Source organism: Streptomyces sp. SAS_281 (assembly GCF_052542855.1).
Genome location: NZ_JBMNDO010000162.1, coordinates 1 through 14,868, shown reverse-complemented (window position 1 = coordinate 14,868; position 14,868 = coordinate 1). Strand labels below are relative to the sequence as shown.

The 14,868-nt window shown below is 71.1% G+C and carries 18 protein-coding genes; all 18 read left to right on the top strand.

Annotated features, from left to right (window positions below):
- Positions 1–1,188: PD-(D/E)XK nuclease family protein (locus ACN6LM_RS35235; RefSeq protein ID WP_445069498.1), on the top strand; the 1,188-nt coding region annotated here is incomplete at its 5' end.
- A gap of 87 nt (positions 1,189–1,275) precedes the next feature.
- Positions 1,276–2,199: a helix-turn-helix domain-containing protein gene (locus ACN6LM_RS35230; protein ID WP_445069497.1), complete on the top strand. Its 924-nt coding sequence runs from the start codon at positions 1,276–1,278 to the stop codon at positions 2,197–2,199.
- 94 nt (positions 2,200–2,293) lie between these two features.
- Positions 2,294–2,572: a hypothetical protein gene (locus ACN6LM_RS35225; protein ID WP_445069496.1), complete on the top strand. Its 279-nt coding sequence runs from the start codon at positions 2,294–2,296 to the stop codon at positions 2,570–2,572.
- 90 nt (positions 2,573–2,662) lie between these two features.
- Entirely contained in the window at positions 2,663–3,358 is a 696-nt protein-coding gene (locus ACN6LM_RS35220; RefSeq protein ID WP_445069495.1) for a hypothetical protein, read from the top strand.
- A gap of 211 nt (positions 3,359–3,569) precedes the next feature.
- Positions 3,570–5,060 carry a DNA cytosine methyltransferase gene (locus ACN6LM_RS35215; protein WP_445069493.1) on the top strand — a complete coding sequence of 497 codons (1,491 nt, stop codon included), beginning with the start codon at positions 3,570–3,572 and terminating at the stop codon, positions 5,058–5,060.
- Positions 5,061–5,090: 30 nt separating this feature from the next.
- Entirely contained in the window at positions 5,091–5,819 is a 729-nt protein-coding gene (locus ACN6LM_RS35210) for a hypothetical protein (protein WP_445069491.1), read from the top strand.
- 19 nt (positions 5,820–5,838) lie between these two features.
- Complete coding sequence (locus ACN6LM_RS35205; protein ID WP_445069490.1) at positions 5,839–6,249, top strand: hypothetical protein; 411 nt, start codon at positions 5,839–5,841, stop codon at positions 6,247–6,249.
- Between the two features lie 33 nt (positions 6,250–6,282).
- On the top strand, positions 6,283–7,092 hold the full coding sequence (locus ACN6LM_RS35200; RefSeq protein WP_445069488.1) for a hypothetical protein: 810 nt from the start codon (positions 6,283–6,285) through the stop codon (positions 7,090–7,092).
- Between the two features lie 157 nt (positions 7,093–7,249).
- On the top strand, positions 7,250–7,597 hold the full coding sequence (locus ACN6LM_RS35195; RefSeq protein ID WP_445069486.1) for an HU family DNA-binding protein: 348 nt from the start codon (positions 7,250–7,252) through the stop codon (positions 7,595–7,597).
- A 63-nt stretch (positions 7,598–7,660) separates the two neighbouring features.
- A complete protein-coding gene (locus tag ACN6LM_RS35190; protein WP_445069485.1) occupies positions 7,661–8,161 on the top strand; it encodes a hypothetical protein in 501 nt (166 codons plus the stop codon).
- Entirely contained in the window at positions 8,158–8,985 is an 828-nt protein-coding gene (locus ACN6LM_RS35185; RefSeq protein WP_445069484.1) for a phosphoadenosine phosphosulfate reductase domain-containing protein, read from the top strand. Before ACN6LM_RS35190 ends, ACN6LM_RS35185 begins: the two co-directional genes overlap by 4 nt.
- Entirely contained in the window at positions 8,982–9,611 is a 630-nt protein-coding gene (locus ACN6LM_RS35180) for a hypothetical protein (protein WP_445069483.1), read from the top strand. Before ACN6LM_RS35185 ends, ACN6LM_RS35180 begins: the two co-directional genes overlap by 4 nt.
- Positions 9,612–9,906: 295 nt before the next feature.
- Positions 9,907–10,545 carry a hypothetical protein gene (locus tag ACN6LM_RS35175; protein ID WP_445069482.1) on the top strand — a complete coding sequence of 213 codons (639 nt, stop codon included), beginning with the start codon at positions 9,907–9,909 and terminating at the stop codon, positions 10,543–10,545.
- 62 nt (positions 10,546–10,607) lie between these two features.
- Positions 10,608–10,910 (top strand): hypothetical protein, encoded by a 303-nt coding sequence (locus tag ACN6LM_RS35170; RefSeq protein ID WP_445069481.1) that lies wholly within the window; start codon positions 10,608–10,610, stop codon positions 10,908–10,910.
- Between the two features lie 99 nt (positions 10,911–11,009).
- Positions 11,010–12,023, top strand: coding sequence for an N-6 DNA methylase (locus tag ACN6LM_RS35165; RefSeq protein WP_445069479.1), 1,014 nt, complete (start codon positions 11,010–11,012; stop codon positions 12,021–12,023).
- Positions 12,020–12,574 (top strand): hypothetical protein, encoded by a 555-nt coding sequence (locus ACN6LM_RS35160; protein WP_445069478.1) that lies wholly within the window; start codon positions 12,020–12,022, stop codon positions 12,572–12,574. The genes ACN6LM_RS35165 and ACN6LM_RS35160 overlap by 4 nt, the downstream gene beginning before the upstream one ends.
- Positions 12,571–13,662, top strand: a complete 1,092-nt coding sequence (locus ACN6LM_RS35155) for a DUF4192 domain-containing protein (protein WP_445069476.1) — start codon at positions 12,571–12,573, stop codon at positions 13,660–13,662. Before ACN6LM_RS35160 ends, ACN6LM_RS35155 begins: the two co-directional genes overlap by 4 nt.
- 33 nt (positions 13,663–13,695) lie before the next feature.
- A complete protein-coding gene (locus ACN6LM_RS35150; protein WP_445069475.1) occupies positions 13,696–14,781 on the top strand; it encodes a DUF4192 domain-containing protein in 1,086 nt (361 codons plus the stop codon).
- Positions 14,782–14,868 lie beyond the last annotated feature (87 nt).

Here is a 14,868-nt window from a genome sequence, read left to right as displayed (position 1 = left end):
GCCCGCCGTCGGCGGGCGGCACCTCCCACCCTCTTGGAGACCATCGTGACCACCATGGCCATCGCGGCCGAGCGGCCCGTCAGCCTGTGGCCCGCCGCGCACGCGGCGGACGCCCGCCGTCCCCGCTCCCAGCAGACCCAGCTCGGCGCCAGCGACACCGTCTGCGCGCGCCGGGCCGGATACCTCCTGCACGGCCGCCCTGCGACCGACGGCGGCGAGAAGCGCAAGGCGATCCTGGGCACCTGGCTGCACGCCGGGATACTCGACGCCGCCCGCGAGGAGTACGGCTGGCTCATCGAACGCCGAGTCGAAGACGCGACCGTCCGAGGCCACATCGACGCCGTCCAGCTGGACGCCGCGACCGCCGCCCGGCTCCCGAAGCGGCTGCGTCCCTCTCTCCCCGCCGAGGAGACGACGGTCGAAGACGTGAAGACGAAGAGCACGTACCAGTGGGACAACGTCCTGCGCTACGGGGCGAGCGAGGCCGAGTTGCGGCAGGTGTACCTGTACGCCGACCTCCTCGCCAGCGAGGGGTTCGCCAGCGTCAAGGGACAGCGCCAACTCGCCTACCTCGGGCCCGTGCCGGTGGCCCGTATCCGCTTCCGGTTCATCAACCGCGACAACGGCGAGGACCACGTACAGGAGATCGCCTACGAGGCCGACCGTGCCCGCCGCGCCCGCTGGTGGGTCCAGCAGGTACGGGCCGCCTCCACCCCGGAGGAACTGCCCCGCACCTTCCAAGGGCCGGGCATCTCCGCGATCTGCGACCACTGCCCCTTCAAGACCGCCTGCTGGGGGCAGACCATCGCCGGGCACCGGCCGCAGAGCATCCTCATCCACGACGACGCCGACCGGGAGCGCGCCCTGGCCGAGTACGTCGAGGCGGGCGAGCAGATGAAGCCGCTCAAGGAGAAGCAGAAGTTCCTCCGGGCCGCCCTCGACGCCACCGAGCCCGGCGTGTACGGCGACAACACGCTGTCGTGGAGCGGCGGCAACCCGACCAAGTCCGATGACGTCGAGGCGATGGTCGCGCTGTACCGGCGCGCCGGACTGGACGTGCCGATGGCACCGGACGCGGCGGCCATGAAGGCGACGCTCAAGCAGGTCGGCATTCCCGTGCCCACGCGCCTGGACCGCGACCGGCTGACCGCGGTGAGCATCAACGTCACCGCCAGCAAGAAGCCCTGACCGTGGCATTGGCGGGGGCGTGGGCGACGTGTGCCCCGCCCCTGCCCCTGCGCGGCGAGAACCGGACTGAACGACGGAGAGGCGCTGGTGAGTATCCAGCTGATGGTGGTGGCCGCCTACCTGCCGAAGGAGGTGATCAACCAGACGCAGAAGGCTGTCCTCATGAAGATCGCGGACTCGGCCGACGATCAGACGCGACTGGCCCGGCCGGGCCTGGAGCGGATGATGGCCTGGGCCGGCGTGGGCGAGAAGCAGGTCATCACGGTGGTGACGCAGCTCGTCGGGCTCGGCCTGGTCCAGCGGGTCACCATCGGCCGTGTCGGCCTCCGGGCCGAGTACCGCGTCTTCCCGTACGGCGTGCCGCCCATCCCCTCGACGGAGGAGCTGATCGAGCGGCGCCGTGCGGCTCAGCGTGCCCCGAAGAACCCCCGGCTGGCCCGGAAGAACCCACGCCGCAAGCCGTCGGCGGCGGCCCGCACTCAGGAGGACGTCGCCGCGCGGGAGGCGGCGAGGGCCGCTGCCGGGGCCGCTGCGGAGGCAGGGTTGCCCCAGGGGAACCCTGATTCGGCTCCGGACGCGGTTGCCCCAGGGAAACCCACTGGGTTGCCGCAGGGAAACCGGGCGGGTTCCCCTGGGGAAACCCCTTCTCTTCCACCTTCTTCCTCTTCTCTTCCTAAACCCCCTACCCCCACGGCTGACGCCGCAGGGGAGCCGGGGGCCGGGGGCGGTGGGCAGCAGCGGGCCGGGTGCGCGAAGCACGCCGAGCCGGTGAACAACTGCCGGGGCTGCGGCACCAACCCGCGTGCCGGGCGCGAGGAAGCGCGGCGTGAGGCTGTCGACCGCGAGCACCGCAGCCAGCAGGACTGGCTACAGGAGTTCTTCGCCGAGCAGGAGCGCCGTGTGGCGGAGACGGACGAGGAGGCCCTGAAGATGGCCCGTCAGCGGACGCGAGACCTGGCCCGCATGGGGCGCGAGGAGGGGGCCAACTCCCGGCGCAGGCAGCGGCGTTAGCAAGATCGGCAACATTGACGCCCCGGTGTACGCCATTAAGATATAAGCAAGAGTTCGGAACTGGCCGAACTCCACAACCTCTTGGAGACCACCCGTGACCGAAACCCTCACCCCGGCGGCCGACGCGTTCTTCGTCGTCGCTGAAGTGATTCACGGCCCCCACCTTGCCCCCCGCGTCGGCGGTGGCGTCTACTGCTCGGCCGAGTGCGCCGAGCACGGCGTCCGCGAACTCGTGGACGACCTCCGCAAGGAGGAGGGCGGCAGCGGCCTCGTCCTGCCCCACAAGGGCCGCCTGACCGGCTGCGTCGTGACGCCCAGCAGCCGGATGTGGGCGGTGAGCATCCTCGCGCACAGCGAGCTGCCCGCCGTCTGACGTTCGCGTCACCTGAGATAGGTGACATTTCTTCAACGCCGGGTGCGCATTCTGTGCACCCGGCGTGCACACCCTCTTGGAGACCAGCACATGACCACCACGATCGCGGCTCTGCCCGACCACAACCGCCTGAACGACCCGCTGTGGCTCAAGCTCTTCCACGGCTACCGCCACGTCATAGCCCCGCTGCGCCACAACGGCTGGGTGACCGACATTGAGCTGTGCGGCGGCGAGTACCACGTGCGCGCCGACCTCGGAGACGGCACCGAGCTGATCATCGCCTCCGAGCACTCCTTGCCCGTCGACCCGGCCGAGGTGACCGGGTGGATGGTCCTGCGCCAGAACATCGAGACCCCGTCCCGGCACGGAGTCGTGTACGACTCCACCCCGGACCGCGCACAGGCGCACCACGGCAACGGCCTCATCCCGATGTTCACGCGCATCGATGAGCTGGACGTCCCGAAGACCACGACGCGCCTGATGCTCTCGGGGATGTACAGCGCGCCCTACGGGGCGAACCACAACCAGTGCGCGCCCGTCGAGGCTCCCGGCACGGCGGTCGCCCGCTACTACGAGTGGACGCAGCAGCTGACCGTCAGCGACGGCTACCGGCAGGTGTGGGAGCGCCCGGACGCGGACGGCTACCCGCTGTCCCTGTTCGAGCGCGTCGGCCACGTGGTTGTTGCCCGCATCACCCGCGCCGACGACGTTGACCACCGTGCCGTCGCCCGCGCTCCCTACGGCGATGACCTCGAACACCTCCCCGTCGCCCGCAGCGATGGCTGACCGCCCGCGCCGCGCGGCGCGCCTCAGCGGGGGCGCGGAGCGGTGATCTGGCTGCTGATCGTGTGCGTCCTCGGACTGGGGGCCTTCACCGCCCTCGGGATCGAGGACAGCCGCCACCACCGCGCGTTACGCGCCTTCGACCAGTCCTGATCCACGGCCGCCCGGTCCGCGAACCGGGCCGGGCGGCCCCACCTCTTGGAGACCTACGACCGTGCCCCGATCCATCCACCTGCTCTGCGGAGCGGGCGGTGACGCCACCGGCCTGCTGGAAGCCGGTTTCGACCCCATCCTCGGCATCAACCACTACCAGAACGCCGTCGACACCTTCGGGCTCAACCACCCGACCGCGGCGGCGCGCTGCGCCGACATCCAGAACTACCCCATGCGCTGGCTCCCCAAGGCCCTGGTGCTGTGGGCCTCGATCATCTGCACCGAGATCAGCCCCGCCGGCGGCAGGAAGCGCCCCGACCCCGCACAGGATGCCCTCTTCGAGGAAGAGGAGCAGTGGCGCGAACTTCCCCCCGAGGCGTTCGAGATGACCCGGGTGACCGCCTGGTGCGTGCTGCGCGCCGCCGAGGCGAAGGGGTTCCCCTGCGTCGTCGTGGAGAACGTGGTCGAGTTCATCACCGACTGGCAGCTGTTCCCCGAGTGGATCCGCGCCATGAAGAAGCTCGGCTACCGCGTCCAGATCGTCTCGGTGTCCTCCGCGCACATCGGCTCGGAGACCAACCCGTACGCCCCGCAGTGGCGCGACCGCGTGTACCTCGTCTTCACCCTCGCCGGGATCCGCCGCCCCGATCTCGCCCCGCGCCCGCTGGCGCACTGCTTCGACTGCGGCAGGGACGTCAAGGCCCGCCAGAGCTGGCGCGACCCGCAGGTGAAGGTCGGCAAATACCAGCAGCAGTACGACTACCGGTGCCCCAACACCCGCTGCCGACATGCACTGGTGGAGCCGTACGTCCGGCCCGCCTCCGACGTGATCATGTGGGACAACATCGGCCAGCGCATCGGGGACCGGGCCAAGCCGCTGGTGCCCAACACGATGCGCCGCATCGAAGCCGGGCTGACGAAATTCCCGTACGACCCGTCCGTCGTCACCCTCCCGCACGGCAAGGACGGCACGGACCGGGCCTTCGCCCCGCACACCCGGCCGATGCCCACCCGCACGGCCAAGCTCGGCGAAGCCCTCCTGGTGCCGGTCGGCGGCTCGTGGAACGACACGGCCTCGCCCATCGAGGAACCCATGCGCACCCGCACGACCCGCGAGAGCGAAGCCCTGGTCACCGTGGACCCGTTCATCGTGGAGTTCCGCAACAACTGCGACGCCGCACCGATCGACGCCCCGCTGAGCACCATCGCCACCGCCCGCCATCACGGCCTCATCGTGCCCGACGGCGATATCCGCACCCGGGCCCGCAACACGCTGGTGATCCCGTACCGCAAGGCAGCGCCGAAGACCGCAGGCCAGCCGCTGCACACCCTCTCCACCCGCGACTCGGCGGCCGTTGTGCGCAGCGCGCCCGCCATCGAGGACTGCTACTTCCGGATGCTCCAGCCCCGGGAGCAGCTGAGCGCGCAGCGGTTCCCCGAGACGTACGAGGTCGTCGGCAGCAAGGCCGCCCAGACCATGCAGGCCGGCAACGCCGTGAGCGTCAACGTCGCGCGCTGGATCGGTGAGCGCCTCAAGCCCGTCCTTGCCTGACCCCACCCAACAAGAAGGGATACCCCTGCCATGACACCGGCAGCACAAGACCAGCTGGCCATCCTCGCCGAGCAGCGCACGGAGCTGGACGCCGAGCGCCTGCGGATCGAGAAGGCGTGCAGCCTCGCGGTCCTCGACCACATCACTGCGAAGATCCGCACGGCCTGCCCGGAGGCGGTCCACGTGAACTTCGCCTTCTACAGCTCCCGCACCCTCGACCTGCACGGCGTGCTGGGCGCGCAGTCCAGCCCGCTGGGGACGTGCCCGCAGCTGTGGGACAACCGCGACGGGGAGGAGGAGCACCCGCTCGACTACATCGCGGACCAGATCGAGGCCGACCTACAGACCGCGCTCGCGCCCTACACCTCCCCGGCGTGGGCGTCGGTCCACCGAAACTCAGCCAGCGACGGCAACTCGTGGCTGCTGGAGCTTCCTCCGGCCGACCGTGCTGCCCGTGTGGCCGAGCTGGTCCGCGAGCATCACCCGGAGGCGACCGCGGTCGTGGTCGACGGCCGCGCTGCCGGGCGGGTCATCGAGGTCCTTGAAGGCGTTGCCGACGACGGCACACCAGTGCGCGGCCCACGCCCGCGCTGGTCCTCCTCCTTCGACACCGCCCTCAGCGGACTTGTGAGCCAGGTGCTCGCACTCCCCGCCCTGGCCGACCGGCACCTGATGCCCCTGCCCGGCGACTACGCCCACCCGCACGGCATCAGCCCCAGCGCCCAGCTGCGCCTGATGCCGCTGCCGCCGACCGCCTGATACGCCGGAGGAGGAGCAGATGAGCGGCACCGGGTGGGTCGTCCAGGCCCCCTGCGCCGGGGACTTCCGCTTCACGTCCGAGGAGGCGGAGGCCGGAGCCCCGACGGAGCCGCTGCTTCTCGCCCTCCTCGATGACTGCCGTGGCTGCCCGTTCCGGTCGCAGTGCGTCGACCTGGTCATGCCGAGGGCGAGCCAGTTCGACGGCGTGTGCGGCGGGCGACTCTGGAGGGACGGAAAGGTCCTCGCGACCTGCGAGGACGCACGCCCCGCCGAACTGCGCGAGCGCAGGCGGCACCGCATTACCCACGGCACCGAAGCCGGAGCCCGTGCCCACAACCGGCGTGGGGAGCGCGCCTGCTCCCTGTGCCGGGAAGCCGGGCGGCTCGCGCAGCAGGCCCGCCGGGACCGCAAGCGCGATTCCGGTTCCTGATCACCACCCCTACAACTCCTGCGGAGAGAGACCATGTTCACCATCAAGGCCCGCGACCTGGCGACCACCCTCGACCGAGTTGCCCCGCACCGCTACCGGCCGGACGACGACGCCCACGACCTCGACGCCCTGATCCTCGACAGCACCCCCGGTCACCTTCACGCCGTCGCGTGCAGCGACCGGACGCTCGCCGTCGCCCGCACCGCCGTCACCGGGGACGTGTGGACGGCCCCCGTCGGCTACGACGACGCCGCCGCGCTGCGGGCGTGGCTGGAGTCCTCCGACCACGTCACCGTCGAGCACGTCACCGACAGCGGCCACCAGCAACTCCGTTTCACCGAAGGTCCCGCGCAGATCACCGTCCCCGCCGCCGCTCACCTCGGCCGCCTGCCCTGGCGGACGCTGCTGCGCCTCGTCCTCGATGCCCGCGACCACCCCTTGGCCATCGGCCGACCCGTACAGCTCAACGCCGACGACCTCGCCCTGTGGGGCAACGCCGGCGCGGACGGCGAAGCGATCGAGTTCCGTTCCCTGGGGCCCGTGGGGACGCTGGTGACGGCCGGACCCGACTTCCTCGGCCTCCAGACCCCGCACACCTGGGACGGCCCGACACCGGGCGAGGGGTGGTCCGCCTCGCTGCGTACCCGCCTCTTCCTCTTCGCCGGGAACCTCCTTGAGGTCGGGGCGCGGTACGCCGACCACATGGGAACGGCGTGGGTGGTGCCCGCGCGGCCAGGCCCCGGCGAAGAGCCGGTGCTGGTCTCCGCCGATCACGCGGCCGTCACCCTGACGATCTCCCAGGTGCTCGCGGGCGGAAGGTTCCTGGTGCGTGTCCACGACTGACGAAAAGTAGATGACATTCATGAATCACGCACTGCACTTAAATGCTGCGGTGTGCGCCGACACAGACCCCGGGTTCGGACTCCGGCCCCTGCCCGCTGCGTGGCGCGCCCGCCCCTCAACTCCTCAGCCACATCAACAGATCCGGAAGGACCACCCAGTGAACAAGGCCCAGCTCATCGCCGCCGTCGGGGACAAGATCGGCAGCCAAGCCCAGGCGACCGCCGCCGTGGAGAGCGTGCTCGACGCCATGGTGCGCGCGGTCGCCCGCGGTGAAGCCGTCTCCGTCACCGGCTTCGGGACCCTCGTGCCCAAGGCCCGCCCCGGACACACCGCCCGCGATCCGCGTACCGGTGACGAGGTGGAGGTGGCCCCCACCCGCGTCGTGAGGTTCCGCCCCGGCGCGCGGTTCCAGGACCTCGTGGCAGGCCGCCGGGCGATGCCCGACTCCGGCAACTGCATCCAGAAGGACCCGAAGACGCCCACGTCCAAGACCGCTCGCCCGTAACCGTCCGCACACCAGGGGCCGCCCCGGCACGCGCCGGGGCGGCCCGCCGAAGGAGCACGACAGATGAACGACCGATCCGTGGGCGTCGAGATAGACGCCACCGCGACCTGGCTGGAGGGCCACGGGGCCCAGGGCGCTGCCGCTCTGTTGCGGCGCGTCGCCCGCCAGCGGGACGAAGCCGTACTGCAACTCGGCCTTCGCGCCGACTCTGCCGCCTCCCGTACGGGCGGCACCGCGCGCACCGCTCCACGGGACCTGGACGCCGCCGCAGAGGCGGCGATGCTGCGCACCGACGTGGCGCGCCTGCAAGCCCTGGCCGAGCGTGCCGGCTGGGTGGACGACGCGGACACCAAGCGCCTGTGGCGGTGGCGCGACGGCTGGTGGGAGCTGGGACACCGGCGGAAGGACCCCCGCGACGGTTACCACGACACCGGCTGGTACCTCTGGGGCCCGGCAGGCAGCTACGACGGCGAGTGGGTCGACCGCCACAAGAGCCCGGCCATGACCGAGGCCGACCGGCTCATCACCAAGCACCGCGCGGCGAGCGGCGAGGGCAGCCGGTGAGCGCCCAGATCGAACTGGTCAGCGCCCGCGCTGTGCACGGCCCCGACCCCGTTCCCGACCTCCGCGCCGCCGACCGCATCATCATCAGCAACAGCGGCGGCAAGGACAGCATCGCGGCGATGGACGAGGGCGTACGCCTGGCCGATGAGGCCGGGGTCCGCGACCGCATCGTGGTCCTGCACATCGACCTCGGCCGCACCCCGCGCGGGCACACGGTGGAGTGGCCGGGCACCGTGGATCTGGCACGCCGCCAGGCTGCGCACTACGGGCTTCCGTTCGAGGTCCGCCGCATAGCGAAGTGGCCGTCCCTGTTCCACCGCATCCGGGCGCGCGGCCAGTTCCCGCACCTGATGACCCGGTTCTGCACGTCGGAGAAGAGGGGCGTGGCCCGCCGGTTCATGACCGAGCAGGTGAAGGCCCTCGGCGTCACCGGCCGCCCGGCGCAGCTCGTGCACGTCATGGGGTTCCGTGCGGAGGAGTCCCGCGCCCGCGCCCGGCGGCCCGCCGTCGAAGTCGACCACCGGGCCAGCAACGGGCGGCGCACGGTGACTCAGTGGTACCCGGTGCTGCGCTGGAGCACTGCCGAGGTGTGGCAGCGCATCCGGGACAGCGGGGCGCCGTACCACTGGGCTTACGACGCGGGCATGTCCCGGCTCTCGTGCAGCCTTTGCGTCCTGGCCTCCATCCCGGACCTGACGTGCGCGGCCGGGCTCCGGCCCGAGCTGGCGGCCGAATACGCCGACTTGGAGACGGAGATGGGCGTCCCGTTCCGGCGGGAGCTGCCGATGGCCGAGATCATCCGGCGGGCGGGGGGCGCGGCGTGACCGCCGAACTCCAGAGCGCCCCGGTGACCCTGCCCAGCGTGCAGGAGGAGGGGCAGTGGCAGCCGCGCGTCGTCGGCCTCGACCTGTCGCTGACCTCGACCGGCGTCGCCGGTACCGACTGGGCGTACGCCCACCGGCCCGGCCGCCGTCGCAGCCATGAACGGCTGGACTGGCTGCTGGCGGCCGTCGCGCTGGGCGTGCGGGACGGCGCGGACCTGGTGGTGGTCGAGGGCGCCGCGTACGCCCAGGGCGCGCAGGCCGGGCACCACGAGCTTGCCGGGCTGTGGTGGCTGGTCACCCAGTACCTGTGGCGCAACCGCATCCCGTACGCCGTTGTGACCCCGCACGGGCGCACGATCTACGCGACCGGCCGGGCGAACCCCGCCCAGGGCTGGCCGAAGAAGGACCGGTCCCGGGTCGCCAAGGGGATGGTGCGCTCGGTGGCCGTCGAGCGGTACGGCGTGGAGTGCGAGGGGCCCGGCCGCTACGACATGGCCGACGCCACGGTCCTCGCGGCGATGGGGCTGGACTGGCTCGGCTACCCGACGGTGCCGGTGCCCGACACCCACCGGCGGGCGCTGGAGGCGGTGCGGTGGCCGGACCTCATTCCAGCGGCCGCGAATTAGGGAATTGCATTGCGGAAAATCAATTCGCATTCATTTGGGCATACCTTGCTTCTGGGGTATTTGCCATTAAGATATAAGTAAGGAATTCGGGAAATGCCCGAACGGAAAGGGGAATTGGAAATGGAATCCAACTGCGGCTGCGAGTGCAACAACGGCGGCTTCTGCGGAGGCTGCGGCCACGCCGGATGCGGCGGCCGTCGCCGCTAAGCACCACCAACCCCCAGGTCACACCCCGCGCCCCCGGCCAACCGCCGGGGCCGCACCCATACGCGCAAGCGTCCTCTTGGAGACCCACATGACCGACTACTCGCCCGGAGTCCAGCACCTCGCAGAACAGATAGGGCTCGACCCCGAACACGTCGCCCACGCCGCCCGCCTCGCCTCACGCACCTTCGCCCGCATTCAGGTCACCACCGGCATGACCCTCGACCAGTTCCGCCGCCTGTTCGCCCAGGACCGGCACTCCATCGTCATCGTCGCGAACCTGGCCATGCGCCACGCCGGCCGCCGCGACGACGCCCAACTCCTCATGGACATCTACAAGGCCAGCGTCGGCATCGCCCCCTACCAACTCCCCATCCACACCGGCGTCGGCACCCTGCCCGAATGCCACGGAGACCAGCACGTCCAGGAAGCCGTGCGCATCCTCAGCACCGCCGGACTCCCGCCCATACACACCGACGGCATCAGTGAACTGCGCCCCGGCTTCCAGGTCGTGCCCGACGACACCGGCTCCCTGCCCGGCTGGGTCTTCATCGCCCCCGACCCCGACGCCAAGGCCCGCACCGGCTTCGCGGGCGGCGACCTCGGCTACCTCGCCGTCATGAACTGGGCCGGATGGGGCGTCATCCCCGAACGCCTCGAAGGCGGCCTGTACGCCGCCTGCCACCCCGACCACCGCAACGACCCCTTCCCCACCTGCTCGACCTCCTGACACCCGCCCGTGCCCAGCCGCACGGCGCGGCCGGGCACGGCCTTCCCGAAAGGCCCCAGCCCATGAAGCTCCCCGTGGACGACGCCACCCTGACCGCCTGGTCCTCCCTCCTCGGCCTCACCGAAGAGCAGAGCGCAGCGACCCTTGCCGACATCGAGCAGACCCTGCGCGTCGGCTACGAGCACCGCCCCGACGAACTGCGCGACCAGTCCTTCGACGAGCTCACCAGCGACATCGACGCCGAGGAGACGGGACTGATGTTCCTCGTCAGCGGCCTGCGCCAGGCGGGACTTCCCGAAGCCGCCTACGCCATCGAGGTCCGCGGCCTCGCCGCCGCCCTCCAGTCCCTCCAGCAGGCCAGCTGACCAGCAGCTGACCCACCTGCACCACCCACACGCCGCCCCGGCCGCGCACCCGCGCACCGGGGCGGCCCCATGCGCGCCCGCAGAAAGGAATCCGCAGCCGTGCCAGATAACTTCATGCCCCGCACCGCGGCCCCGGCCGCCGCGCGGCCCGCTCCCTCCTGGGCGAAGAAGCCCCCGCCCAAGTCCAAGGCCACCACCCGCGCCACCGGCAAGATCACCGCACGCAAGTATTTCGCCCCAGGCGACCCGCAAGAACACGCCCGCAAGATCGCAGAGAACGCCCTCGAAGCCTGGTACCAGAACTTCGGCGGCAGCAGCATCGACGTCCCCCTCGGCACCGTCGCCGCGCTCTGCCTGGTGCGCAACGTGCCCGGACTGGCCGACTGGATACTCAACCTCCAGCCCGAGGAACTCCCGCAACTGTTCAAGGAGATCTACCTCGGCCACTGGATCAAGCGCCCCGACCTGATCAACCGGGCGCTACGCCTGCACGACTGGGCCTGGAACCCCGACCCCGACAAGCAGCAGCTCCGCGCCGTCCACGCCGTCACCCGCGCCGCGATCAACACCGGTCTCCTCGAACTCACCGGCCACGACGACGTCTACATGCGCTCCGAGGCCGATGTCCTCAGCCCCCTGCTCACCGGCCTGCGGCACAAGAGCGACAAGAAGTGGCGCGGCGAATACCACACGCCGGCGTGCATCACCGACCTGATGGCCAACGTGACGGTCGACAAGGACTTCGCGAAGCCGGGCATGTCCTTCGCCGAGCCTGCCATCGGCTCCGGCACGATGTTCCGCTCCGTCGCCCAGCGCCTGCGCGACCTCGGCCTCAACCCGCACGACTTCCACTGGTACGGCGTCGACATCGACGCCCTGTCCGCCGGGTGCGCCGCGATCAACGCCATCGTCTGGAGCCTCGGCCCGCGCTGCCTCATCGGCTGCGCCGACTCCCTCGCACCGGAAGACGACTACGCCAAGACCCGCGCCGAAGCCGCCGAAGCCTTCGAAGAGCGCGACCGGTACGTGGACACCGCCCACTCGCTCGTCGCCGTCCGCCGCGCCTTCGACCTGGTCGACCAACACATGCCCAGCAAAGAGACCGTCGCGTGACCCCACCCGACCCCTTCAACCGACCCGGCACCACCCGAGCAACCCGCCGCCGACGCCCAGCCTTCGCCGGGCCCCGCGACGAGATCGACGTGCCACCCCTCGACCAGATCGCCCCGACCCTCGACCCGCCCTGGCTCAAGGAGAAAACCGACACCCCCGACCGCAAGGCCGCCTACGGCCACCCCGACGGCCACAGCGTCGGCCTGCGCATCCAGTCCCGCGGCTTCGCCATCCAGACCTGGATCACCGCAGGCCCAGACCTGCCGCCGCTCCCCGAAGGCGGAACCGCCGCCGAGCAGGCCGAAGCACAGGCCGCCCGCGACGCCCGGCTCCAGCCCGGCCGTACCTGGCACGCCGTCCTCAACACCCGCACCAGCACGGCCCTGGCCACCGACCTCGCAACGCTCGTCCGCGACCGGCTGCTCCCGGCCCTCACGAACAAGCCGCGCGGCATCCCCGCACCGGCCCCGCCCGCCCACATCGGCCAGACCACGACCGCCGACACCGAACAGCCCGACACCGCTCCACAGCAGGAAGGAACCCCGAAGTGAACACCCCCGACAACACCATCCAGGTCACGAGCCTGCCCAACCTCGCCCAGATCCTGCCCTACCTCCTCGGCCACTACCCCGACGACAGCATCGCCCTCCACGCCCCCGGCCCGAACTTCATCGACGGGCCGACCATGACGTGCCCCCTGCCCGACGACCCCGCCCAGTGGCAGGCCACCGCCGAACTCGCCGCCCGCCAGTTCGTCACCTACGCCAACGAACAGGGGCACAACCCCGACCAGGGCATCATCATCTACCTCTGCCGCGAACCGCGTTCCGGCCAAACCCCCTGGGACACCGCAGCCCTCCTCGCCCCCGTCACCGACTGGCTCACCAACGAACTCGGGGAGCAGCGCGCCACCGTCCTCCAGACGATCGGTCTCGTCTCCAACCGCTGGTGGGCGTTCGAATGCCAGACCGAACGGTGCTGCGAGGGCGACCCCCTACCGTCCGCCGACGACCCGACCAGCATCACCGCGCAGATGAAGCGCCTCGGCCGCACTCCCGGCCCGCGCACCCGCGACATCGTCAAGGAGTTCCGGCCCAGCGCCGACCACACCACCCTCCAGGCGCTCGACCTTGCGGCCCACAACTTCAACAAGCAGTGCGAAACGCGCCTCGGACAGGACGCGGCGCTCACGACGACCTGTGCGCAGATCGAGACCGCCATGCGCCGCTTCCGCGACGGCGCGACCGACCTGGGCCCCCTGCTGGCAGCACAACTCATCGTCGGCCTGCACGACGACGGCGCCGTAGAGGCCGGCATGGCACTCGCGGAGGACGAGGACCTGCCCCACGCCCGACGCCTGTGGGCCTACCTCGCCCGGCAATGCGCCGAACCGTTCACCAGGGAAGCCGTCCCCGCCCTCACCCTGTTCGCGTTCGTCGCCTGGCGGCAAAACGACCTCATCGCCGCCCGCCTCGCCCTGCGCGACGCCATCACCACCGACGAGGACTACGAACTGGCCGTCGGCATCCACCTCGCCACGATCGACGGCGAAGACCCCCGCGACCTCCTCGCCCTCGCCCGCCAAGCCCGCGCCGACCGGATCGCCAACCGCCAACACCCCGACACCCTCACCCACTGACCTCAGCACCCCACCACCAGAACGGAACCAGAAGTGAACACCCACCACCCGGTACGCCCGCTGCAAGGCCCCGGAGACCTCGTCGAGGTCCTGCCGTTCCACCTGGGGCACCACCCGGAGAACAGCATCGTCCTGCACAACACCCTTGGCCCCACGTACATCGACGGCCCCAGCATGGCCCTGCCGCTCCCGGATGACCCGGACACCTGGCACGACGTGGCCGAAGCCTTCGCCCACAAGTTCATCGAAGTCATGGAGCACCGCGGAGACCCCCTCCGGCGCATCACCGTCTTCCTCTACCGCGACCCGCGTCCCGGGCACACCGACGAGCACACCGCATCGCTGCTCCGACCCGCCGCCGAACAGCTCGCCACCATCCTCACGAACCACGGCGCCGACGTCCTGGAGACCATCGGGATCGTCAACGACCGGTGGTGGGCCTACCAGTGCATCCGGCCCGGCTGCTGCGAAGGCGAACCGGTCCCTTCCGCCGACTCCCCGAACAGCCTCACCAGCGCGATGAAGAAGCTCGGCCACACCCCCCGCCCGCGCACGAGCGAGATCGCCAGCGAGTTTCGCCCCACCACGACCAACGCGACGCGGTACAGCGAAGCCCTGACCGAGGTGTCCGCAGACCTCCGTGAACAGACCCGCACCCACGGGCAGAGCTTCACCCGCGAAGGCACCGCCAACATCACCAAGGGAGCACTCAAGGACTTCCGCAACGGCAACACCCAGCTCATGGACGAGATAGCCGCCCGCATCATCCTCGGCCTCCAAGACCGCTCGGCCCGAGACCAGGCCATGACCTACGGCGAAGACGACGACCTGCCCCACGCCCGGCAACTGTGGGCCACCCTCGCCCGACGCTGCGTACCCCCGCACACCGACAAGGCCCCGCCCCTCCTCACGCTCCTCGGCTGGGTCGCCTGGCGGCAAGGCGACACCACCCTCGCCCGCATCGCGCTCAGGGAGGCAACGGCCATCGACCCCGAATACGACATGGCCGATCTGCTCCACCACGGCGTGAGCGTCGGCTTCGATCCACGCGAACTGCTGAAGGCGTACCGCGCCGTCGGCCACGAACCGCTCATGGACGACGACACCGACACTCCCTGACCACCGCGGGGGGGGGGGGGGGGGGGGGGGGGGGGGGGGGGGGGGGGGGGGGGGGGGGGGGGGGGGGGGGGGGGGGGGGGGGGGGGG